This is a genomic window from Pseudoalteromonas sp. '520P1 No. 423', from assembly GCF_001269985.1.
Taxonomy (GTDB): Bacteria; Pseudomonadota; Gammaproteobacteria; order Enterobacterales; family Alteromonadaceae; genus Pseudoalteromonas.
In genome coordinates this window covers 3,181,690-3,203,797 of the sequence record NZ_BBZB01000001.1, presented here as the reverse complement: position 1 = coordinate 3,203,797, position 22,108 = coordinate 3,181,690, and the positions used below count along the sequence as shown (strand labels likewise).

The following is a 22,108-nucleotide window of genomic DNA, read 5'->3' as shown; positions in this document are numbered from 1 at the left end:
CTTTTAAGCTGAACGCATCGCTTGATTTATTTGTAAGCGAGATGCTTTAAAAGCGGGGTAAATACTGGCAAAAATAGCCACTAAAGTGCCTGTTATTGCTGTTTGCCAAAGTATTGGCCAAGAGATAAATATGCGAATAGGGTAGCTTTGACTACTACCCGGTGGTGTAGGCATAATAAATTGGGCTGATGTAATTCCATTAGCAAATAAAATAGCTAATAACAGGCCGATAACACTGCCTATTAACCCTAAATAACATGCCTCTGTAATAAATAGCATCATGACTTCATATTGTGTTGCTCCCAATGCACGAATAGAGCCTATTTCTGGTGTACGTTCCATTACTGCCATCATCATAGTATTTGCGATACTTAATGCGGCAATAAATAAAACGATCACTTTAATAAAGCCAAAAACACCATTAAATAAATTAATAACTTCATGGTAATAATCTGCAAGTTCAAACCAAGTCTTGGTTTCAACTATGAGCCCATTTTGTTCAAATAATTGTGTTAATTTATCTAGCATAAGTGGCGTTTGTTCAGTATCAGAAAGTAAAACGACTAATCGACTGACACCTTGGGTAAATTGAAGATCTTGTGCATGAGGTAAGTTGACACGGATTAATCGATTATCAACATCTCTTACGCCAGTATTAATCGCACCTATTACTTTTATATCTACGGCATTCACTGCGCCATCTGTTGTTGAGCCTAATAGGGTTAGATAATCACCTACTTGTGTATTAAGCGCATTAAATAATCCTTGGCCCAATAAAGCGCCATCAATATCTTGGCTAAATAAATCTTCACCTTGTGTGATGGTAATTGCTGAGCTTAACAAAGATTCTTTATCAGAATTGATGCCACTACCGACTACAGCGATAGACTGGTTTGAATTGGTTAATAAACCAGAAAAATTAAGCCTAGGGGTAATAAGCTCAACACCTGGTTGGGATTCAACTAATTTGCTGATCTTTTTCACATCATGTTGGGTTAATAAGTATTTTTCAGGCTCAATATGACCATATTGGTTAAAACCTTGTTTATATATTTGTATATGTCCAAGTTGCGAGCGGATCATATTTTCTCGCATACCGTCATACATAGAAGCAACAAAGCCACCAAACAGCACTAAACTTATTACCGCTACTTGGATTGACAATAAAGTAATAATACTTCTACGTCGGTTGCGTAACACATTAAGTAATGCAATTTTATATCTAAACCCCATTATTCAGCTTCCTCTAGACGCTCAGTTGCTTTAGATTGCCAATTAGGTGACGCATTACTTTTTAATGATTGCCAAAGTGCTTTAGCTTGTTGTGGTTGATCATTTTTAGCAAAAGCCATCGCTAAGTAATAATCAACAAAGGATAAAAACTCACTTGTTGGCTCTGACTGAGAATGCTGTTTAATAAGTGATAAATCGGCTACTGCAAATTTAGCCCGATTTAAAAAACTAGGCATATTGGCATAACTCACACCACGTAATAATCTGGCTCCTAAGTTATGGGGAGCTTGTTTAATTGCTCGGTCCATTAACCTCATGCCTTTACGTGAAACAAAGTTCATTTGTCCCAAGTTATGTTGAAGAAAAACAGCTTGATAACTTAGCGCGTTGCCATAGGCTGCCATAATTTCAAAATCGTTTGGCTGGGCTTTCGATAATGCTTCAAGTGAATGATTAATTGTTTCTAATTTAGCGAGTGATTGATTTTTATCACTCGAAAACAAGGCTAATTCAATTAACGTTTTTTGTCTCAGTTGCACATCTGATATCTGCGTTTGAGCTGTTAAATGAGCTAGCAATTCTTTTTGTTCATTTACATTACTACCAATAAATGTCGGTGGAATATATTGTGCTTGGCTATTGTTAACTTTTGCGAGATTTAAAATCGGTTGTTCTATGATTTCATTTACAGAATTTGATTCAGAGCAGCCCGTAATCATTAAGCTGAGTAAAATAATACCTAGTGTTGATTTCATGCTGCAGCCCTTTGTTTATCGTTAATAATTTCACCGTCTTTCAGTTCAATAATGCGAGATGCTTGAGAAAGGACGTAGTCATGGTGAGTAGCAAAAACAAAGGTGATCCCCTGTTTATTAAGTTGTTTCATTAGTTCCATAATGGAAGCTGCTGTATTTGAATCTAAATTTGCAGTTGGTTCATCGGCTAATATAATATCTGGCTCAGTGACTAAAGCGCGCGCAATCGCAACCCGTTGCATTTGACCACCAGATAGTTGATTAGGTTTGTGATGCATAAAATCAGCTAAACCAACTCGAGTTAATGCTGCAATAGCTTTATTTTTTGTATTTTTAACTCCTTGCAACGACAAAGGGTATTGCACATTTTCAAGTGCTGTTAATACAGGCAATAAATTAAATGACTGAAATATAAAACCAATATGTTGTTTTCTAATGTGAGACTTTTTATTATCAGATAGTTTATTTAAGCTTTTATTTGCGATGATCACGTCACCAGTATTGGCTTCATCCATTGCACCAATTATGTTTAATAATGTACTTTTACCGCTACCACTTGTGCCTTTTAATACTAAGAATTCGCCTTTGCTTATGGTTAAATTTATATTTTTTAATGCATGTACTTTGTTTTTTCCGAGCATAAAATGTCGACTAATATTTTCAAGCGCGACAACTACCATAACTCACCTCGATTTTGCTCTGTAAATTGTAATTCTAGGCTTTGATATTGGTTTAAATCGGATGGCATTTTAGTGTTTATTGCTTGATATAAATCTAGATAACTTTGTACTTTGTCAGCCGATAATGTATCGCCTTTGAAGAAATAAGCTTGTGCCATTGCGATGTAAAATTGCCCCTTTAGCTGCTCTGGGATTTCATTAGGTGTGCGTTTTAAAAGTGTTTTAAACCAGGTTTCGTCATTGAAGACTAAGTCAAAATTTGGATTTATTTGTCCAACATTAGCAAAAGTAGCTAAGCGGACTAATCTTATGGTTAGATCATTTGGTGCTAAATCAACGGCTTTACTTATGTTTCCTAATACTTTGTTCAAAGAATAAAGTTTATAAAAACCCATAGTGAAATCAAAAGATGCGCCTGATAACTTTGCAGCATTGGCATTATACCAAGCCATCACTAAAGCATTATTAGGCGACATATTATTTGCTTGCGATAAATATTCATCAGCTAATTCAATATCATTGTGCATAGAGTAAATAGCGCCTAATTCCACCAGTAATGAAATATCTCCAGCATTATCTACTAATTCTTGCTTTAGGGACTTGATACTTGAGCGTTGTTGCTCTGTATAAGCTTGATGTTTAAATTCAATCGGCCAAGACCCCATAGACCAAGAAATAATATTACCAATTACTAAGCTTGTGATTATAAAGCTGAAGATTTTTTTCATTTTAAATTCCTTTGGTAGTTATACGAAATTATCTGATGCTTCTAACAGCTGAGCATCCATATCACGTAAAGTGGTAAACTCATCAAAAATAAGTGCTTCAGGATCACTGACATCGGTATATATTTGCTCACAGATTAAAATAACTTCAACAACATTTAGTGAATCAACACCTAACTCACCTAAAGGGGTATCTGCATCAATTTGTTCTTTATTTAGCATTTGTGCTACTTCAGTTTGCAATGAAGTTAATTGTGATTTATCTGACATATTTACTCTCTATTATGTTGTTTTAAAATTAATCTACAGACCAATCAGCATGTCTTGCTAAGTGATCTAAGGTTAAGGATAAGCAGCAGAATTCTTCTACTTGAATTGGATTTTTCTTATGTTTTTTAAGTAATTTGGCGGAAATTGGCGGCACAACGTGAAATAGTTTGTTGGTAACCGGTTCAAAGCCGTGATGCATTAACCTTTGCATTGCATCAAAAATATTAATGATACTTTCATCATTAAAACTAAAAAACTGGCTTGTTTGAGGTTGAGTTGAGCTAATGTTTTCTGATAACAGCTGCTTTAATTTATTGCTATTACAATAATTAAATTGGATGTCTTTGTTATATGCTTTAGCAATTAACCTTTGTTGAGCCCATTTATTTGGTAACTCAAATGATAAATAGGTCCAAGTTGCAAAACTTGTTTTGTTCTCATCAGGTTCGCACGCTATTTCGGCTTTATATTGCGCCAAAAGTTGCTTTTTAAATTTGTTTAATGCGCTATTTTGCTCGTTTAAACGACTTCTGAATATATTGGTATTTAATGTATATTTTGACTTTTGTTCTACTTGATTAAGCCGCGGTTTGTGAGCACATACTAATTGTTTTTCGTGGCTGATTTGTACTAATAACAAAAATTCAATTTGCCATAATGCTGATACTGGATGCGTTATTATTTGGCTTAGGTGTGGTAATTGATTAAATATATTGAAAAAGCTCAGTTCGTCATTACTGATATTACCAGATGAATTTGCTTGAATTGCATTTGGTGCCGCATTTAACTTTTGAGATAAAGTTAACTGCTTTTGAGATATCTTCTCTGGCTCAGTTTCAAGTTGCCAAATAATACTTTGTCCATTATTTAGAGAATAAACATCTTTGAATAATGTGTTTGGTGAACTGATATAACGCCAATGTAATAGTTGAGTAACTGCAAACGGACATACTTTTGCTTGCTGACTAAAGTCAGATAATTGAATACTCATTTTTAGCGTTTTACTGTTAATTTTATAAAATAACTGGTGGCTCGAAAAAGCAGATAAACATATAAATACTTGTTTTTTTTCTTTTAGCGGTAACACAATGGCATAATCACCGGCCAAATATACATTGATTGATAATTGCCATTTTAAGTACGCAGCTGATATTAATTCAAAATCAGATGCATCTTCAGCTAAGTTTAATTGATTTATAACGTGATTTCGGTTTGTTATTTGACCATAAAAGTTAAATTCATGTAGATTTATCATGCAAGTTCCTCATCAGAAGTCGTAACAAGATCATTTGATTGCTCAAAAATGCTATTGAGCCAATCGGGTAAAATCATTGCTGATGCTGTGACCACTTGAATATGATTTACTTTTTTTAACTCAACTATCTTTTTATTCAATGTAGGTTTTAGGTGCCAGTGATAAATGGTTTCTAGCAGGTTAGGGTGGACAACTTCATCATGCTTACCACACAGTAATAGTACTGGCACAGAAATTTTGTTAAATGCACTAGGGTAGTTATTGATATCGCAAGAGAGCATTAAGTTATAACTATAATGCAATACTCTGCCTTCTAGCCTCGCCATACGTTCATTCGCAGGAAAACTTAAAATAGGTTTATGGCGCATAAATGGCAATAACTTAGCAACGATAAAAGGCAATGTTTTTAGGCTCGGCGCATAAGTTAAAGCATGTGCTGGTGGCGTTATTGCAGGTTTTGCAGCTCTAAAATAACTTATTTGATATTGCCATTTTGCAGACGTATGTTTATATCTAACTGTTTCAAGAGGGCCGTTTATTGCAGGTGCGATAAAGCTCACACCATCTATATTATTACAACCATATTTATCTATATATCTTAAGCAAATCACAGCCCCTGCTGAATGTCCCGCTAAAATCAGAGGTTGGTCACAGACTTGCTGATAATGGGTTATAAAATCAGCTAAATCATCCTCTAACTGTCCTATATAATCTACAGTTCCCAGACGTCCTTCAGAACCGCCATGACCACGCCAATTAATAAGACAAGCTGCATAATTTTGTTGATTTAATACCTTCGCAATGTTTGCATAACGACGGCTATTGTATGTACTGCCATGTAAAAAGATAACTGTTGCTTTTGCATTAGTGATTAAAAACTTATCATATGCCAGTAGAACACCATCACGTGCTAAATAAGTCATTTTATCCATTAGCATCTCTCAAGTGATAATATTGGTTTTGACATGATGTTTTCATCAGTCTTTCGGCAAAATTGTAAAAAGTAGGGCACCATAAATGGCATGGCTACGTAATCTTGTTCACTATTAAAAATAGTGTTTGCGAGCTGGTTCAACTTTTTCATTTCTGCATCAGGTAAAGTATCATCAACGACTTGTACATTTACTATTCCAGTTGTGAACGATGCTTCTTTTACTTCAGTCAGCACAGTATGTTCAGTTAATTTTTGTAACTCTTCGGTGAGCTTTTGATTTATATTGGCTAATAATTCAGGCAGATCATTTTGCGAAAAAGTATCTAGGGATAAAATTTTAGGTAGCGTTAAGCATTCTTGTACTAATCTTCTGCTGGCAAATTTTGGTAAATTTAAGCGGCACTGGGTGACTTTTAAATAGACATCGACCCATAATTTAGTATGTAAATCAATACGCCAACCGTCTTTACCTGCTTGACCCATATTAAATACAAAGTATTTATATAACTCAGCACCAGATTCAAAAAAACCTTCACTGTTACGATCAAAGTAACGGCTTTGTTGTTTCAAAGTATCTACAGTCGCGAGTATTTGTTTATTAAGTTCTTTTTCTAATGCTAAATAGCCACGACGTATGTAATCTTTCTTTTGCCAAAATTCTAAATCAATAAAGTTACCAGCCATATAGTCCCAAGCAGCTTCTAAAAAATAAATTGCTGTATTGTAAGCAACAACAGGGGAGCATAATTGCGCACAATCTAGAATTGGATTGGTATTGTTAACATAGGTATGTAAACCTTGATAAAACTCATGGGCTTGTTGATTTAATATAGGCACTTTTTTGATTAAGGATTGCTCTGCTTGTTCAATCGAATCATAAGCAAAGTCATCACATATTGTTTTAGTGATTGCATCATTTATGAGTGCAATCATATCGCCACCACCACTGAAAAGTGGATCTAAAAACATAGCTGCGAAGCCCGTTGTGGCCCAACGTTGCTCACTGATATATTTTTTACCGCGATAAGCCAATTGCCCCCAAGCTTCAAAATCTTCTAAATGTGCACTTTTGAGTATTTGCCATAAGCCTTTGTGCTGCTTTAAAAACGCAATAAATTGCGTTTGTGTTAATGGTGGGTTATCCATTACATTCTTATCACAATCTATACCTATACTAGTAAAACCACCGCTAAGCGGTATCACCCAAATCCAATAGCCAGGTCCGGTGAAATGTATGGTAGATAAAAACCGGCCATTGACCATCTTTTGCCATTTTTTACTGCCTAAAGTGTCAATGTCAGTCACATTACTAAAACGTGCCCACGCTGCGCAGTTCCTAGGAACATCATTCCTATGATGTAACTTTTTCTGTTTAGCCAATAAGCTGGCTCTGCCACTGGCATCAATTAACCACTTGGTGTTTACTTCATGATTTTGCCCTTGATAATTAAAAGCTACGGTATGATCGCCAGCTTCATTGACTGCCAGTTTTGTTACTTTTGCACCTAAAAATAAGTTGATACCTTGTGCTTTATTCATTTCAACTAAGTCTTTTTCAAATCTTGCTCGGTCTAACTGAAATGCAGGGTGGGGTGGGATACTGGTGGTTCCATGTTCACTCATTTGATCTAGTTCTAAATCATGATTTTCTGAATCAAATAAAAAACGTAGACCATTTTTAGGTAAATGGTTGCGATAGAGATAATTTACTAAGCCTAATCTATGTATGAAATAATGACCTGCTATTTCGACAGTGGCTTCACCTACTTTTGCTTTAAATTGGGTACTTGCCTCAAGCTGCAAAATGTTTAAATTAGGATTTTCTTGTTTAAGTTGTCTTGCTAAAGTGAGTCCGGCCCATCCGGCACCAATAATTAAAACATCATAATGCGTATTTATTTTTGTTAAGTAGTTCATGATTTAACTCCAGCTTGGATAATTAAATTGAGGGGCCAGCGAAAATAGTGATTCTTTATGCCACGATATTGATGTTGTGGATATTTTAAAGTAGCTTTAACAATCGCATGATAAGCCTCAATTGAATACGGTTTCACTTGAAGAGATTGTTGATAAATAGCGTGATCTGTTGTTAAACAAAACTCATTAAATGAAGCATCATCAATTTGGCTTTTATTGTGTGTATTTATAGATAACTTGAGACTACCAACACGACCACCACCCCCTAAAGTTAATAAGTTCAGCGGTTTTTTATTGAGTTGGTTGCGATAATTATTTAATTCTAAAATGGGTTTTAAACTTAAATAATGGCGCTGATCTGTTTCAATACTTGATAACCAGTAGGTTGGTTTTGCTAGTTTTTTTAATCGACTTTTTAACGCTGATTTTAGTTTTTTACCCCATACAGAATTAATGTCAAAAGATACAAATAACCCCTGAGATTGATCATTTTCAATATGCGTAATGAGCTGATTAAGTAATTTTGGCATACCAGATATGCCTGAAGGTTGTGAAAATATTTGGCATTGTTCAATAACAATATCTTGGTTGTGGGCAACTCTTTTTTCTAAAAAGCAAAAGCCAATGCAATCATTTACGATTAGACCATCTTGACCATTTGAATCACCTACGCCTAACGCATTCAAACACCCTTGCTGTAATGTTTGATCTAGCTCCAGTAAAATCACCAAACAATTATGTGATTTACTATTATTAAAATGAAAAATGCTGGCATGTAAGCTAGTACATGCAGCGCTGATAAAATCGGCTTTACATTCAAAGTTATGACTTATATCTTTACAAAAAGTTAAGATATAAGGGTTTAATAAAGGCTTGATTTCACCTGCACTAACAAAAATTACTTGGTTTGGTTTTTCTGTTAGTTCACTGAGTTTTGTGCGTAGCAGTGCTAATCCATGATTCACCGAATCAATCTTTTCGGCCCAATATTGAGATAAGATCATTTGATCATTGCTTTGCATTACTGAGTACCAATATTAAAGTGTCGAAGCTTTGCAATAAATTTAGAAAAATTGACTTGTTGATTATTACTTACGCTATGTAAATTGATTGCAATTTGATTGTGACCTTGCTCCAACTGATATCGAATAAAATTGTCATCGATAGTGAGAAGATGAGTCACTTTACCTGCTAATTTGTCAATTTCAGGTTTGATGTCTTGCATTAATAAAACATTATTAGCGAGCAAGGATGCGGGTAATCTCATACCGCCTGGCATAGAAATGCGTATTAAAATAGTAAGTTCTTTAGGCCATAGTTCATTAGCCAGTAAAACTAACTCATTTAAAATTTGATAATGTTCAATAAAATTGATTAGAACTGGTGCATCAGAGCAAGGTAAATCAGCAAATATTGCAAAGTCACTATCATTTGATAAGGGCATACATCTAGCTAAAGCCGCAGATGGTTTATTATTAAAAGGCACACTTAATAAATGACCAACATATTCATGTTTCGCTACATTACTCATAGCCTTTTACCTCTTGTAATATAAATTGAGTTTGCGGCGTCACTTTTATTTGCGCTATTGAAAAATATCCATTTAAGGCAAGTGAACAAGCAAGGAATTCTTGTTCTTTAAGTATTGGGCTTTCTTGGCAATGACTCAAAATTGATAGCCAAGGATCTGAGCCGAAACAGTGGCCCCATTGAGCATGTAAATCAGGCAAGCGAGTTTGGTTGACTAATAATTTATTAAACATTTGTTGGATATGTTCTGGAAAAAAAGGCATTGCTAGCGTGACACCTTTTTTATTAGCAGCATGGCGACGGATTACAGTCGCAAATTCAGCCATAGCATTATGCGTAGTGGCACATTGTGTGAGTAGTTCATCAGTCATTTGGCCATTAACTTCAAGTAATACAGTTGTGATGCCAAACCCTGATTCATGCCAGTTCTCGTTATAACGCCAAAATTCTAGATCAAAAACATTAGCATCTATAATACTGACTAATAAAAATTGAGGGGTGTTTTGTTGATCATGTTGTAAATAATGTCTTAAAGAAAATCCCCATGATGCGCATTCATAGGCATTGATGAAAGTATCTGCTTGATTTTTTTCATTCTGGTTTAGCATTGAAGCGACTTTTGACCAACTGATATCTCCAGTTGTAAAAGGGAGATCTATCATCGTTGAGCACAAAAAGTGTCGATTAATTTTTAATTGCTCTGAAGCAGACAGCATTGATGTAATGCTGTTTGTTTGCTGGACCAAAAGTGTGGCTAGCCATTCAAAGCTTGTATTACTACTTGGTGTTTGACTGAATAATCGTTGTTTTAAAGGTTGAAAAGCAATTGCTTTAACTGTTAGTACGCTCATTGTCTGAACCTTTTTTGCTTGGAATAGATTTCAAGAAAACAACGATAAGAGCTCCCTTCCATTTTGGTAAAGCCTAATAGGTCTCTTTGATCTTCAAAGCTGGCTACTTTCCCTTTTGATACGGTATCTAGGAGCAATTCATTTGAAGCAAACTTCAAGGCGAGTACTTGATCTACGGAATGAATAGAAAACTCATTTTGAGCTAAACATCTGTTAGCGACATTTTGAATGTAATTTATGTGTTCATTTAATTGAGGATCTAAAGTTAGTCGTTGATTATCAGCTAACCATAACAAGTGATTCATTAAAGCTTTTACAAAGCGTGGACGAACTAATGTTAAAAACCGGTTTACGCTACTCAGTCCACCAAGTTTCAGTTGCTGTGATGCATTAATATTTAACTCGCCTTTCACATTACCTAACTGCACTGAATTATCTAAATAGCTCGCGCCTACTTTAGATTGATTCAAAGTTCTTGCTTGCTCTGGTTCAATTAAAAAAGTTAAAGGAAATGGTTTACCTGGCTGGCGCACAACTAACATTAAAAATCCAAGATTATGCGCTTCAATCCCCCATTTTTTATTGATGGTAAGTTGCCATTGATCTTGTGTTGAATTTAAACTTGATTGCCATTGGTTTAATGATGGACCACCTAAGTCGGTCATTAAAAAATGACCAAAGTAGCCCTGTTCAAGCCAGTCATTTACTTGCTGTTGTTGGGCTTCATTTGCTGTCATTTGCAACATAATTGAGCCAAATAGCCCAATAATTTGATGAAAATGAGGGCCAAAACCTGTTGATTTAACTTGCTCAGTTAATTGGTCAATGACATATGTTTGCTCAAAGTTTGGTAATGCTTGATTGACTTTTGGTTTAGTTAAAGCTGGTTTAGCAGACAAATTATCTTCAATTAAAATCTCAGAATCTAATAAATTAAAAACAGCATTACTGATAATTTTTTCAAAACTTATTGGTAAAGCTTGATGATTATTTAAATGCTCAGTAATGAAGCTAGAAAAAATAGCTTTTAAATCACTCATAATTGGCCTTATTCAATAATGTAAGTTTTTGCACTTGGCAGTTTTAAGAAAGGGGATAGGGTATAGCTGGCGTTATAGGCTCCGCAATTTTCAAAGATACAGATGTCACCCACTTGCGGTGTAATATGATGCTCAGCTTGTTTACCAATAACATCATCTTTACTACAAGAGCTACCAACAAAAATGCAGCTGTTGTGTTTTGAATGTGGGGTAGGACTGAAAATTATTGGAGTTTTGAATTTTCTAAAACTGTTTTCTGTTTGAGCTAGTAAGAAATTTTGATTCATACCACCATCACAAATAGCATATTGTTGATGTTCTATATATTTTAAATACCGAACGCGTGTGGCAAAGTATCCTGCTGAGGCCATTAGTCCTCGGCCAGTTTCATGGGCTAATGCGATATGTTTTGGAAAGCTGGCTAATAGTTGTTTATAACTCACAAAATCAAAATCACTTTGTTGCCAATTTTCACTGAATCCGCCACCTAAATTTACAAAACTTAGTGCTTGTTGGTAACGCGATTCAATTGTTTTAATAATTTTTTTTGCTGCAACTGCAGTTTCAAGTGCATTGTGGGTAAATTGATATGAGCCATTAAATAAATGAAAGCCAGCTAGGGAGAGATTATTAGATTTACAGATATCAATCGCTTGGCTTGCGGTATCCCAATCCATACCAAATTGATCTGCTCTTATTTTTTTGATATCAGGATTAAATTGTTTTAAAACGCATGAATTTAAGCGTAATAAAATAGGCTTTAATGGGCGCTTACCTATAAATTCAATAAGTGATGTTAATTGCGCTAGATTATCTATGATAATGGTTGAACGAGAAGCAACAGCCGCCCGTAGAAACTTTTTATCGGCAGATGGGTTATTTATGTATTTTTCACTGTTGCCGCCAGCAACTAAATTTAGTTCGCCAATAGACGCTATTTCAATACCACCTGTTAAGTGATGTGCACAGCGCATTAACAAATCTACATTATTATTTGCTTTCATAGAGTAAATTATTTCGGTACCTAGCGCTGATTTAAGTTGTGCAAAATTACTTGCTACTTGGCTGACGCTGTATAAGTAACAAGGTGTTTCAATTTGACGATGGTTCTTATCTAGTAAATTAGTGATGGCTTTCATTTATAACTCCTAAAACAAATATGGTTAGCTTTAAATTTCTGATAAATACGAAATAAGGTGTTGCTTATCCACTTTGCTATTTGCAGTTAATGCCATGGCTTCAATAAAACGGATTTCACGAGGGCTGTAGGCAGGGTCTAAATTTGACCTTAACCACGTTTTGAACTGAGTTTGGTGATCTGGTGTGTTCTCGTTTAATTGTACATATAGGCAAGCTATTTCATCTCCTAGCTTATCCGTGTACGGAACAATTGCAGTTAAATGTGCATTAGGAAATTGTTCAATTTGTGCTTCTAACTCAGCAGGGTATAAACAATAACCTGCCTGTTTTATCAAATCTTTATTACGGCCTTTAAAGTAAAAGTAACCTTCATCATCTTGGCAAAAAAGATCACCCGTAGCTAGCCAATTATCATCCCTATATTTACCACTATGAATATTAGCGCCAGCATTTCCTGAGCCATAATAACCCTGCATTAATGTCGCGCTACGAATAAATAGCTCTCCAATCTCTCCTTGATTTACTTCCTTAAAATGTAATTTGTCATCACAATTGAATATTTTTGCTTCTAACCCTGGAATAGGAATGCCAACAGATCCAAGTTTACGCATACTATCTTGAGGAGGTAAATACAGCGCACGTTTACATTCCGTTAAACCGTACATCGCATAAATATTAGTATGAGGTATTAACTGAGATAAATTTTGAATTGTATCTTCGCCTAGGTGACCACCAGTATTGGTAATTTTATTCAAGTGCGGAAATTCACTTTTAAAAGCTTGGATCACTTTACATAACGAGCTTGCCATCGCCGGCACAACGGGCAGTAGGGAAATATTATGTTGATTTAGTGCTTTTATTACTTTTATAGGGTGAAAATCATCTTGAAAAATTGTTAATTGGCAATCAAATTTTAAGCTAAATAATACTTGATACAGGCCATAATCAAATGAAAGGGGTGATAAACATAAAATATGTTCTTTAACATTGAGGTCAAGATAAGTACCAATTGAATTGATTGCTGTGATCACATTTGTATGACTCAGCATGATACCTTTTGGTTTACCGGTACTTCCTGAAGTGTAAATGATTAGAGCAAGATCGGAGCCACAAACTATTCTTTTAGAATTAAACTCAAATGTTTTAAGGTTATTGTCGGGTTTTCTAGCTGTTTTTTTTACTTTAAGTGACTCTGGCTCGCCATTTCTAAAAAGTAAATGTGAATCACAATCTTCAGCAATATCTAAAATTGCGCTGTATTTCATGCTAAATCGGACTGGAACAATAACCACTCCTTTTGACCACAACCATAAAATACTTGCGATAGTTTCAGCAGTTGGGTTATCGGTTACTAAAACTCTGTCACCAAAATTTATATTTGTAGTTTTTTCTAGTGAAGCGCTAAGCTGCTGTAAAACATTTGAATCGAACTGTGAATCATTAGGATAAAACTTAATTTTTCCTAGCCAAAGATTGTTTAATGTTTTTTCAAATAAATCAGCTAATGAAAACAACATAGATAGCTCCCCTAATAATATTTAATTAAAATAAAGTATTATGTTTTTTATTTTTCTCTAAATTGATATTTAGAGTCTTTATTCCAAATAAACTACGTTCCTAAATAAGGGATGTCAATTGTATTTTTAATGACCGAGTAGATTTGTAAAAATAAATCATTTCATTAATTGGGATTGTTTTTAGTTACTTTACATTAACGAAAAATTAAAGTTATCGTTTTTAATTTGATCGTTTTATCGAGGCTCACTTGATAGAAAACATTAAAAAAAGGCTATAAATCAGAAGGCTGTAATTTTATAGGGAATGGATTTAGGTCTTATATATTTATTAAATTTTTATTTGCAAAAAAAATTAGGTTTAAATAATAAAAAGTTATTTTATATGTTTAAATAATATGTAAACAATTGTAAGTTAATTGGGTTTTATAGTGAGATATTTGTATTTTTACTTTTAATTATTTAAAAATTTAAATAAACCAAGCGATTTTTATCACTTTAATAAACCTAAAATCACCAATATTGACCATTTAGCATAAAGCTTAAATTAAACTTTTTTTCTCATTTATTATTTATTTCAACAGCTGATAAGCAGCAAATAAATTATCGAATGAATATAAAGGATTAGATTATGAATACTTCAAGCTTAAGTGAACTTTTTACAACATCTTTTTTAGGTGGTTTAGTTATGGGTGTATTAACTTTCAATGGAATGGCATCAGCAGTTGCGATTGGTTTAGTGATTGCAGTATCGGTTATGAGTGCATCATATGCACTTCCCAATAGATAATGTAAAACAGTTTAAAAAATTCAAATAATCAGTTGCTAGTAAAAGCACAGCAATATGCTGTGTTTTTTACTTTTATAATTTAACATTTGATTGTTCCATAAAAGAGGCCTGCATTAAATGAAACATCCTACAAAAACATTAGTGACGATATGTGTACTTTTAAGTACGCAAATTGTAAATGCAAACCAAGTTAATGAATTAGAGTTAATTAATAATAAAAAATGGCTTCATGGGGCAGTTAATTGTGAAAATGATAAATCGCAGCTTTTGATGTATTAAAAGTAAATGAAACCAGCTATGTACTTAGGCAAAATAAATGCCTGACTTTTGAAGCGCCATTTATTATGTATTAATCGGCGAAGAAAAAGTATTAGTACTTGATACTGGTGCGATTGAAGATGAAAAAGATATGCCTTTAGTTAAAGCAGTAAATGATATTATCGCTAAAAGTACTGATCCTTCGAAAAAACAAATCATTGTTGCGCATAGTCATACGCATTCAGATCATTATGCGGGTGATAAACTGTTTTGTGGGCAAGAAAATGTGACATTTGTTGGCACAACTCAAAAATAAGTAGATCACTTTTTTAAAATGAATAATTGGCCTAATGATATAAGTGAATTTGATTAGGGAAATCGTGAGTTATCTATCATTCCTATGCCAGGTCATCAAAATCAAGCAATAACAATTTATGATCCACAAACAAAATGGTTATTAACAGGAGATAGTTTTTATCTTAGGCTTATCTATATAAAAGACTGGGATGAATATAAGCCAAGCATCAATAGGTTAACTGAGTTTAGTAAAAGCAATAAAGTGAGTGCTTTGCTGGGGTAGCATAAAGTTTTAGATGGTAGTCTTTTTTTAGGTGATAAATGATTTTTCGAATGAAAGTTAGCTGATATGTTTTTTTATTGTGTTATGATTTTTCGATATTTAAATATTATGGTCAGGTATTTTTTTGCTCTCATTTCAAGCCGACGCCTTTAATGGCATTATTATTGATACAGATAAGTTACCTGCAACACAAACTTTATTCCAGGCTGCATTAGAGCTAACTATTGCTTATGCAGCTTCAGAGAATAAACGTCTAATTTGGTTAACCTTACCAATAGAGCGCAGTAATATTGTGCCAATCGCTACTGAATTAGGTTTCGTATTTCATAATTGTCTCGAAACAGAAATAACACTTATTTTACGACTCGTTGAAGGTGCTTATGCGCCATTTGTACCAACGCACTCTATAGGCGCAGGTGCTTTAGTTATTAATAAACATAACCAAGTATTGGTGATACGTGAAAAGATAGCAATAGGTACAGGTTATAAGCTGCCGGGCGGTCATATAGAGTTAGATGAAGATATTCATACAGCGATTGAGCGTGAAGTATTTGAAGAAACCGGTATTACAGCAAAGTTTCAGCAGCTTGTTGGTTTTGCCAATAAGCATCCTTACCGTTTTGGAAAATCGAATATCTATTTTATTTGTCGTTTAGAACCAATAACAACTCAAATTGAAATTCAAGACACTGATGAAATTGAAGATGCATGTTGGGTCGATTTAAATACTTATATTCAAGATGAAACTAATAGTTACTTTAACCGTGAAATGGTTAAATCTTTAAGTAAAGCAAGTGGACTGAAAGCTGTAGAGTTAGATTTTAATCAAGGTGTCAATGGTAAAAGAGAAGTCTTATTTTCTGATAGTTAATTAAAGTAAGTACTATTTCACAGTAATTTCACTATGTACCACTTAAGCTGAGTCATCATTTTATTAGGAAATAAACTATGACTCTTTTCAAATTATTAATTAGCTTAATCGTGTGCTTAATTGCAAATCAGGCTCACAGTGAAACAATTAAAACAGATCTGTTAGAATATCAAAAAAGTGTAAAAGCGAGCTTTGAACTCTTTAGTCAAACTAAACGTAAGAATTTTTCTTATACTATTGCCAAATATGAAAATGAAGAAGGTGATGAAACATCGAGTTTAGAAAAATACTCTCCTGCTGAAAATATTTCAGAGTCTTGGTCTTTAATAGAATTAAATGGCAAAACACCGACAAAAGCACAAGTAAATAAATATCTTAAAAATAAATCGAAAAAAAAGAATAAAAGTAAAAATAATCAATCGATTAGTATTTCCCAATTAGTCGATATTGATACTTTACAAATCCTTACTGAAGATAATGAATTTATTAAATCATCATTCAAAGTCGGTTATAGTCGATTTGGAGAAGATGCTAAAAGTAAACTAGACGGTATTTTAATTTTCGATAAAAATAATCATTTTGTTAAAAGTTTAGAAATTATCAATAATGATAATTTCTCACCTATGTTTTCGGCAGATATCAATATATTAAAGTTAACATTTAATTTTATAAAAATTAAAGGTGCCATATTACCCTTAAATCACACTATGCGATTAATTGGCTCTATGGCGATGTTTATTGAAATAGATGAAATATCAAAAGTTTATTATTCAGATTACGTTTTATAAGAGTTTTGCATTAACTAAAAAATTCAGGCTTCTCTTAACGGCTGTGACATCTGGGATCATTTTTAAATTGTTGTTTTCGAAAGTTGTTTGGTCTTGTTTGTTTTTAGTATATACAGAGAATTCATAAAGCTTAGATGCATAAATCTTTTGGGTTTGTTCATTTAAAAGGTGATTCATAAATTTTATAGCATTACTTTTGTTTGGCGAATATTTAGTAATAGCAGCTGTTGCAGTAGAAATTAATGTAGTACTTTTATGTGTTTTTAACCAATGGCGTTGCAATTTTGTAGCAATGAGCTGATCTTTCTTATTTTCAGAATTAGCTAACATTTCTAAATAATAGTGGTTAGCTATTGCAAATTGGCATTGTCCATTTGCTAATGCTCTAAGTTGATCTCTATCATTGCCCGTTGGGCGTTTTACTAATAGTTTTTCTGGTTTTTGTAACCAATGGGTATTTTCTTTTTCTCCTATAGATAATAAAGAGGCAAATAACTCTTTATTATAACTGTGGGATAAATCTCTAATACAAAATTGTCCATGATATTGTGGTTTATTAAAGTCACTATAATATTTTGGTATCGGTAATTTTGTATGTTCAGCACTAAAAATAGTACGAGCTCGCATTGAAGTACTTACCCAATATTTTTCATCATCTATGAGACTTTGATTTACGTGTGCTAAATTAGTAAATTCAGTAAAAGGTTGCAATAAATGTTTTTTATTAGCTAACTGACTTAAATCTGATGTTAGCAATAAATCAGCTTGACTTTTTTGACCATCAGTAGCTAATCGTTTTAATAAATATTTTGATTTTCCATGTACTAAATTAACTTTTATTCCTGATTTATTTTCAAAGGATGAAATAATAGGTGCTATCAATTCTAGTTTTCGAAATGAATAAATGTTTAATTGTTCAATAGGTTTGGCCAAAACTTCGGCGCTCGATGCAATTAATGCAATAAATATAAATAAATTACTTTTCATGGGCTCAAATACAAACTATTATCATTTACATCTATAGTACTGGTAAATTTTAAGAAGTCTAGGTCATGAAGGAATTTAACTTAAAATTGAAAGGATTTAAATTTCACTTATTGATTTATTTAATTTTTGTTACAGTGATGTCTTTTGTTGGGTTCCGTTTAGAAAAGCATTATGAAACTCAGTCAGAGCAAGATTTGAATATTCAAATATCCTCCTATAATCAAGTTTTTCAAAATAAATTAAGACAGCTCGAAAATTTACTTTATTCATTTGATGCATATTTTCAATCTAGCCCAAATATTAGTACTAAGAGTTTTTATAAAGTAGCCCAATCTCAATTACAAGGAATAGAAATCGAAGTCGGCTTAGAACAATATGTTTTATTTAAATCAGAGCAAATTGAAGAAATACAAACACAGCAAATAGAGCAGGGCCAGTTCGATTTTAGGTTGTACTTACCAGTAAAGCTTGAGGATAATTTATTAGGTGTTATAAAGGCCGCTCCTGTTTCTGATTATGGTCATAATATTGGGCAAGTAATTGCGCTTAATGAAAGTGAATTAAGAAAACTATCTTTAGAGCATGGTGTTGTAGCGCTAAATTGGCCGAAAAATAATGAGCAATGGAGTTTAGTATTAATTCAAAAGGTTGCGGGTAAAGTTCATTCAGCACTCGGTTTAAGGTTAGCCTTATCGAGTTTATTAGAAAATCTCTACCATAATTTATATGCTGAAACAGGTGAACATATTCTGCTTAAAAATAAAGATCAAATTATTTTTACGACAGATTGGAAAGATACTTATAAATTAGACGCGATAGAAGCAAGTGTGAGTACTCCTAGTCATTTCTTTAGTCACGAGTTGACATTCGAATTATATAATCCTAACGATTTAAGTCCTCCAATTATTCCAATACGCGTTTGTGTAATTATTTCTCTTGTTGTGTTGTCATGGATCTGTGGCGCTTTAATATTATTCCAAATATTCACTTTGAAAGGACGTAATAAAGAAATAAATCGTATAGTAGTACAACGAACTACAAGCTTAGTTGATTCTAATCGAGAGCTTAAAAAAGAATCTCTTCTCAAAACCCAGGCGTTGAAGCTACAAATAAAGTCTGAAAATAAATATAAAAAATTATTTATAAACTCCCATGAGGGGTTATTTATTTTGAATTCTAATGCAGAAATTAAAACTAGTAACCCGGCTTTTAGCACTTTATTGTTAGATAACAATTCTGATTGTAAAAGCTTCTCTTTTAGTGATTTTATTTACAGTGAAGAACAAGTAATCAAGTGGTTAAATGATGTCAAAAATAAAGTGAATCATCAAGAATTTGAATGGCTTGCCAAAAAACAAAATGGAAATAGTATCTGGGTAAGACAAAGCGGTAATTGGGTAGAAAATGAAGGAATATGGACTTATGAGGGGAGGTTGGTCGACATAACCCAAGTAAAGTTATTTAATGAACAATTAAAGTATAGAGCTCAACATGATAGCTTAACTAATTTGCTCAATAGACAAGCATTTTTAGAGTTAGTAGATAAATTAAGATTTAGCTCTCAAAATAACTTTACTCTCCTTTATATAGATTTAGATAGGTTTAAATTAATTAATGATACTTTAGGTCATGTCGCAGGCGATAAAGTATTGATTGAGTTTGCTGCAAGAATGCAAACTTTATTAGGTTCATATTCAGATATTGCGAGGTTAGGTGGTGATGAATTTGCAGTTTTAATACGACAAAATCATTTAAGTGAAAATTTAATCGGTTTATTGATTGAAATACTTAAAGAAATTCGTAAACCCTTTAATTATAACGAGCATAGCTTATCAGTTAGTGGCAGTATAGGTGTACGAAAATTCACCTCACCTTGTATTGAATATGATGCTAAAAAGCTTATTCATGATGCGGATATCGCTATGTATGAAGCTAAGCAACAAGGAAAGAATGATTATTATATTTTCTCTTCAAAGTTATCCCAACAAATTAATCGCAGACTACACATTGAAACCTTATTACATGATTTAATTCCAGATCTAGAGCTATCAATAAACTTACAACCTTTATATTGTAAATTAGGTGCACGTTTAATTGGTTTTGAAGCATTACTTAGATGGGATAGCTCAGAGTTAGGGCGTATAAGTCCCGAAGAATTTATTCCTATTGCTGAGGAATGTGGAAAAATGTCTCTACTAGGTCGGTGGGTTTTTGAGCGAGCACTTAAATTCATGGAACAATTAGGAGATAAGTCAGGGGATCTATTTATCAATATTAATGTTTCTCCACTTCAATTACAGCAAAATAATTTTATGGATTGGCTGACAAACCGTGTTAATCAATCAAAGTTAAGCAGGCGACAAATACGTATTGAGTTAACCGAATCAGCCATGATAGCCAAGGAAGAAGCCTTAATAGGCCAGCTTAATGAAATTCATAAATTGGGGATAGGTATATATATAGATGACTTTGGGACAGGTTATAGTTCTCTCGGTCGAATAAAAAATTTACCGATAGATGGTATAAAAATAGATCGTTCATTTATTGAGAATATAGAGACTGACAATGGTGTTTTACAATTAGTTAAAGCAATTTGTGCGATAGCCGAATCATTTCACTTATCTGTTACTGTTGAAGGTGTAGAAACACAAGCACAACTTGCAGTTTTGAAAAATTTATATTGCCACCAATTTCAAGGATATTTTTTTAGTAAGCCTTTAACCGAAAAACAAATGATAAAACACATAGATGAAGAAATAAAAAATATCGTAAAAATTGCATAATTAGTTATATTTGGAATAGTTTGTCTATTAAAATTGGTTTATCTCAGTTTTTCAGATAAAAGTTATGATCACATTTAAAACAAATATGGGCGATATTAAAATTGAGTTGGATTTTGAAAGTACCCCCATTTCCGCAAAAAACTTCTTAAAATATTGCCAACAAGGTTTCTACGAAGGCACGATTTTTCACCGTGTAATTAAAGGCTTTATGATCCAAGGCATTGATATTGTCAAAAGTATTGAAAAAGTTAAAACAGGTAGTAAAGGGGATCATGATGATGTACCAAAAGAGCCTATTATTGTTGAAAAAGTGATAGTCTCAGAATAATCACTTTTAAAATTTCTTTTAGTAAGCTGAGGTTGTTCACTTAGCTTACTTAACCTTAATTCAATTTACTCTCCTTAATTATATTTTACAAAATCTTGTTGAAACGCGATCTGTCTATTAGTCTTTGAATAAAAAAAGTTTATTTTATTTATAAACTCATTATTTTTATTTTTCAGCTTGAATGCTTTTAATGATTCTAAATTCTCAATTTAAGTAGTTAGGTTTTTGGGATTAATATATGTCAGAGCAAGATAATAATTTTACTTTACCACCTAATGTGACCTGCTTTTCACGTTCTAAAAATGCTCAAATAAGTGAGCGGCATTTATTTTTAACAAGATTAAGAAATAGAGAGTTACCCTATCAAGCGTATAGAAAAATAGCTGATCAACTTTTTGACTTAATTGCTGAGGCTATGATCCCACATCTAGAAAATCATGAAGTAATTTTAACGCCAATTTTTAGAGCTGGTTTAAGTTTACTTCCTGTGTTTATGTCTAAAATAGAGAACTCTAGATTATGCTCCATAGGCGTAAAACGAAATGAAGATACAGCACAACCAGAGCCTTATTTATTTAAAGTTCCTCCTGAAATAGCAGCTGATGCAAAATTTGTAATTTTAGAACCTATGATCGCCACTGCAGGCACTATATGCTCCAGCTTAGGCATGCTAAAAAAACAGGGATATGATTTAAAGAATATTGAAATAATCTCGATTTTTTGCGCGTTAGAAACTGTAGAAAAACTACAAAATGAATTTCCACAAATCCATATTCACACCGAAGTTGTTGATCCTATTTTAGATGAACATCAATATATTGTTCCCGGATGTGGCGACTTTGGTGATAGGTATTTTGGTACTTAAACTAAGATATCTTT

Annotated in this window: 23 protein-coding genes; 8 read left to right on the top strand and 15 right to left on the bottom strand. The window is 33.2% G+C overall.

What is annotated here, in order from left to right:
- Positions 1-3: 3 nt before the first annotated feature.
- Genes PSA_RS14650 through PSA_RS14585 form a run of 14 tightly spaced genes read right to left on the bottom strand, consistent with a single transcriptional unit; the run spans position 4 to position 13,847 of the window.
- Complete coding sequence (locus PSA_RS14650) at positions 4-1,233, bottom strand: FtsX-like permease family protein (RefSeq protein ID WP_042142394.1); 1,230 nt, start codon at positions 1,231-1,233, stop codon at positions 4-6.
- A complete protein-coding gene (locus PSA_RS14645; RefSeq protein WP_042142392.1) occupies positions 1,233-1,988 on the bottom strand; it encodes a hypothetical protein in 756 nt (251 codons plus the stop codon). Before PSA_RS14645 ends, PSA_RS14650 begins: the two co-directional genes overlap by 1 nt.
- Positions 1,985-2,668: an ABC transporter ATP-binding protein gene (locus PSA_RS14640; RefSeq protein ID WP_042142390.1), complete on the bottom strand. Its 684-nt coding sequence runs from the start codon at positions 2,666-2,668 to the stop codon at positions 1,985-1,987. Before PSA_RS14640 ends, PSA_RS14645 begins: the two co-directional genes overlap by 4 nt.
- Positions 2,662-3,396 (bottom strand): hypothetical protein, encoded by a 735-nt coding sequence (locus PSA_RS14635; protein ID WP_042142388.1) that lies wholly within the window; start codon positions 3,394-3,396, stop codon positions 2,662-2,664. The genes PSA_RS14640 and PSA_RS14635 overlap by 7 nt, the downstream gene beginning before the upstream one ends.
- A gap of 18 nt (positions 3,397-3,414) precedes the next feature.
- On the bottom strand, positions 3,415-3,663 hold the full coding sequence (locus PSA_RS14630; protein ID WP_042142386.1) for an acyl carrier protein: 249 nt from the start codon (positions 3,661-3,663) through the stop codon (positions 3,415-3,417).
- Positions 3,664-3,691: 28 nt separating this feature from the next.
- On the bottom strand, positions 3,692-4,918 hold the full coding sequence (locus tag PSA_RS14625) for a hypothetical protein (RefSeq protein WP_042142385.1): 1,227 nt from the start codon (positions 4,916-4,918) through the stop codon (positions 3,692-3,694).
- Positions 4,915-5,850 carry an alpha/beta fold hydrolase gene (locus tag PSA_RS14620; RefSeq protein ID WP_042142383.1) on the bottom strand — a complete coding sequence of 312 codons (936 nt, stop codon included), beginning with the start codon at positions 5,848-5,850 and terminating at the stop codon, positions 4,915-4,917. Before PSA_RS14620 ends, PSA_RS14625 begins: the two co-directional genes overlap by 4 nt.
- Complete coding sequence (locus PSA_RS14615; RefSeq protein WP_042142381.1) at positions 5,850-7,769, bottom strand: NAD(P)/FAD-dependent oxidoreductase; 1,920 nt, start codon at positions 7,767-7,769, stop codon at positions 5,850-5,852. The genes PSA_RS14620 and PSA_RS14615 overlap by 1 nt, the downstream gene beginning before the upstream one ends.
- Entirely contained in the window at positions 7,766-8,791 is a 1,026-nt protein-coding gene (locus PSA_RS14610; protein WP_042142379.1) for a hypothetical protein, read from the bottom strand. The genes PSA_RS14615 and PSA_RS14610 overlap by 4 nt, the downstream gene beginning before the upstream one ends.
- A complete protein-coding gene (locus tag PSA_RS14605) occupies positions 8,791-9,300 on the bottom strand; it encodes a hypothetical protein (RefSeq protein WP_042142377.1) in 510 nt (169 codons plus the stop codon). Before PSA_RS14605 ends, PSA_RS14610 begins: the two co-directional genes overlap by 1 nt.
- Complete coding sequence (locus PSA_RS14600) at positions 9,293-10,150, bottom strand: hypothetical protein (protein ID WP_042142375.1); 858 nt, start codon at positions 10,148-10,150, stop codon at positions 9,293-9,295. Before PSA_RS14600 ends, PSA_RS14605 begins: the two co-directional genes overlap by 8 nt.
- Positions 10,147-11,190 carry a hypothetical protein gene (locus PSA_RS14595; protein WP_042142373.1) on the bottom strand — a complete coding sequence of 348 codons (1,044 nt, stop codon included), beginning with the start codon at positions 11,188-11,190 and terminating at the stop codon, positions 10,147-10,149. The genes PSA_RS14600 and PSA_RS14595 overlap by 4 nt, the downstream gene beginning before the upstream one ends.
- 8 nt (positions 11,191-11,198) lie before the next feature.
- Positions 11,199-12,329, bottom strand: coding sequence for an amino acid decarboxylase (locus PSA_RS14590; RefSeq protein WP_042142371.1), 1,131 nt, complete (start codon positions 12,327-12,329; stop codon positions 11,199-11,201).
- Between the two features lie 30 nt (positions 12,330-12,359).
- Positions 12,360-13,847, bottom strand: a complete 1,488-nt coding sequence (locus tag PSA_RS14585) for a class I adenylate-forming enzyme family protein (RefSeq protein ID WP_052379797.1) — start codon at positions 13,845-13,847, stop codon at positions 12,360-12,362.
- A 628-nt stretch (positions 13,848-14,475) separates the two neighbouring features.
- Between PSA_RS14585 and PSA_RS25320 the strand changes: the two genes are divergently transcribed.
- From PSA_RS25320 to PSA_RS14570, 5 genes are all read left to right on the top strand, one after another.
- The gene (locus tag PSA_RS25320; protein WP_157575785.1) at positions 14,476-14,634 is read left to right on the top strand and encodes a hypothetical protein; all 159 of its coding nucleotides are present in this window, start codon (positions 14,476-14,478) and stop codon (positions 14,632-14,634) included.
- A 117-nt stretch (positions 14,635-14,751) separates the two neighbouring features.
- Positions 14,752-14,913, top strand: a complete 162-nt coding sequence (locus tag PSA_RS25315) for a hypothetical protein (RefSeq protein WP_157575784.1) — start codon at positions 14,752-14,754, stop codon at positions 14,911-14,913.
- A gap of 58 nt (positions 14,914-14,971) precedes the next feature.
- Positions 14,972-15,208 (top strand): MBL fold metallo-hydrolase, encoded by a 237-nt coding sequence (locus PSA_RS25310; protein WP_127924044.1) that lies wholly within the window; start codon positions 14,972-14,974, stop codon positions 15,206-15,208.
- A gap of 388 nt (positions 15,209-15,596) precedes the next feature.
- Positions 15,597-16,343, top strand: a complete 747-nt coding sequence (locus PSA_RS14575) for an NUDIX domain-containing protein (protein ID WP_042142369.1) — start codon at positions 15,597-15,599, stop codon at positions 16,341-16,343.
- A 77-nt stretch (positions 16,344-16,420) separates the two neighbouring features.
- On the top strand, positions 16,421-17,131 hold the full coding sequence (locus PSA_RS14570; RefSeq protein WP_042142366.1) for a hypothetical protein: 711 nt from the start codon (positions 16,421-16,423) through the stop codon (positions 17,129-17,131).
- On the opposite strand, the gene PSA_RS14565 is transcribed toward PSA_RS14570, so the two are convergent.
- Positions 17,126-18,118 carry an extracellular solute-binding protein gene (locus PSA_RS14565; protein WP_042142364.1) on the bottom strand — a complete coding sequence of 331 codons (993 nt, stop codon included), beginning with the start codon at positions 18,116-18,118 and terminating at the stop codon, positions 17,126-17,128. The two genes, PSA_RS14570 and PSA_RS14565, sit on opposite strands and share 6 nt — an antisense overlap.
- Before the next feature lie 86 nt (positions 18,119-18,204).
- Here PSA_RS14565 and PSA_RS14560 point away from each other — a divergent pair, with 86 nt between their 5' ends.
- From PSA_RS14560 to upp, 3 genes are all read left to right on the top strand, one after another.
- Positions 18,205-20,901 carry an EAL domain-containing protein gene (locus PSA_RS14560; RefSeq protein WP_197276826.1) on the top strand — a complete coding sequence of 899 codons (2,697 nt, stop codon included), beginning with the start codon at positions 18,205-18,207 and terminating at the stop codon, positions 20,899-20,901.
- A gap of 64 nt (positions 20,902-20,965) precedes the next feature.
- Entirely contained in the window at positions 20,966-21,229 is a 264-nt protein-coding gene (locus tag PSA_RS14555) for a peptidylprolyl isomerase (protein ID WP_042142361.1), read from the top strand.
- Positions 21,230-21,467: 238 nt separating this feature from the next.
- Complete coding sequence (gene upp / locus PSA_RS14550; protein WP_052379795.1) at positions 21,468-22,094, top strand: uracil phosphoribosyltransferase; 627 nt, start codon at positions 21,468-21,470, stop codon at positions 22,092-22,094.
- Positions 22,095-22,108: the final 14 nt, after the last annotated feature.

Bases quoted from the DNA above. Each gene is read 5' to 3' on its own strand.
- PSA_RS14630 (WP_042142386.1), bottom strand. From the start codon at position 3,663: ATGTCAGATAAATCACAATTAACTTCATTGCAAACTGAAGTAGCACAA.
- PSA_RS25315 (WP_157575784.1), top strand. From the start codon at position 14,752: ATGAAACATCCTACAAAAACATTAGTGACGATATGTGTACTTTTAAGT.
- PSA_RS14590 (WP_042142371.1), bottom strand. From the start codon at position 12,329: ATGAAAGCCATCACTAATTTACTAGATAAGAACCATCGTCAAATTGAA.
- PSA_RS14645 (WP_042142392.1), bottom strand. From the start codon at position 1,988: ATGAAATCAACACTAGGTATTATTTTACTCAGCTTAATGATTACGGGC.
- PSA_RS14620 (WP_042142383.1), bottom strand. From the start codon at position 5,850: ATGGATAAAATGACTTATTTAGCACGTGATGGTGTTCTACTGGCATAT.
- PSA_RS14605 (WP_042142377.1), bottom strand. From the start codon at position 9,300: ATGAGTAATGTAGCGAAACATGAATATGTTGGTCATTTATTAAGTGTG.
- PSA_RS14610 (WP_042142379.1), bottom strand. From the start codon at position 8,791: ATGCAAAGCAATGATCAAATGATCTTATCTCAATATTGGGCCGAAAAG.
- PSA_RS14555 (WP_042142361.1), top strand. From the start codon at position 20,966: ATGATCACATTTAAAACAAATATGGGCGATATTAAAATTGAGTTGGAT.
- PSA_RS14640 (WP_042142390.1), bottom strand. From the start codon at position 2,668: ATGGTAGTTGTCGCGCTTGAAAATATTAGTCGACATTTTATGCTCGGA.
- PSA_RS14570 (WP_042142366.1), top strand. From the start codon at position 16,421: ATGACTCTTTTCAAATTATTAATTAGCTTAATCGTGTGCTTAATTGCA.
- PSA_RS14565 (WP_042142364.1), bottom strand. From the start codon at position 18,118: ATGAAAAGTAATTTATTTATATTTATTGCATTAATTGCATCGAGCGCC.
- PSA_RS14615 (WP_042142381.1), bottom strand. From the start codon at position 7,769: ATGAACTACTTAACAAAAATAAATACGCATTATGATGTTTTAATTATT.
- PSA_RS14635 (WP_042142388.1), bottom strand. From the start codon at position 3,396: ATGAAAAAAATCTTCAGCTTTATAATCACAAGCTTAGTAATTGGTAAT.
- upp (WP_052379795.1), top strand. From the start codon at position 21,468: ATGTCAGAGCAAGATAATAATTTTACTTTACCACCTAATGTGACCTGC.
- PSA_RS14625 (WP_042142385.1), bottom strand. From the start codon at position 4,918: ATGATAAATCTACATGAATTTAACTTTTATGGTCAAATAACAAACCGA.
- PSA_RS14650 (WP_042142394.1), bottom strand. From the start codon at position 1,233: ATGGGGTTTAGATATAAAATTGCATTACTTAATGTGTTACGCAACCGA.
- PSA_RS25320 (WP_157575785.1), top strand. From the start codon at position 14,476: ATGAATACTTCAAGCTTAAGTGAACTTTTTACAACATCTTTTTTAGGT.
- PSA_RS14585 (WP_052379797.1), bottom strand. From the start codon at position 13,847: ATGTTGTTTTCATTAGCTGATTTATTTGAAAAAACATTAAACAATCTT.
- PSA_RS14600 (WP_042142375.1), bottom strand. From the start codon at position 10,150: ATGAGCGTACTAACAGTTAAAGCAATTGCTTTTCAACCTTTAAAACAA.
- PSA_RS14595 (WP_042142373.1), bottom strand. From the start codon at position 11,190: ATGAGTGATTTAAAAGCTATTTTTTCTAGCTTCATTACTGAGCATTTA.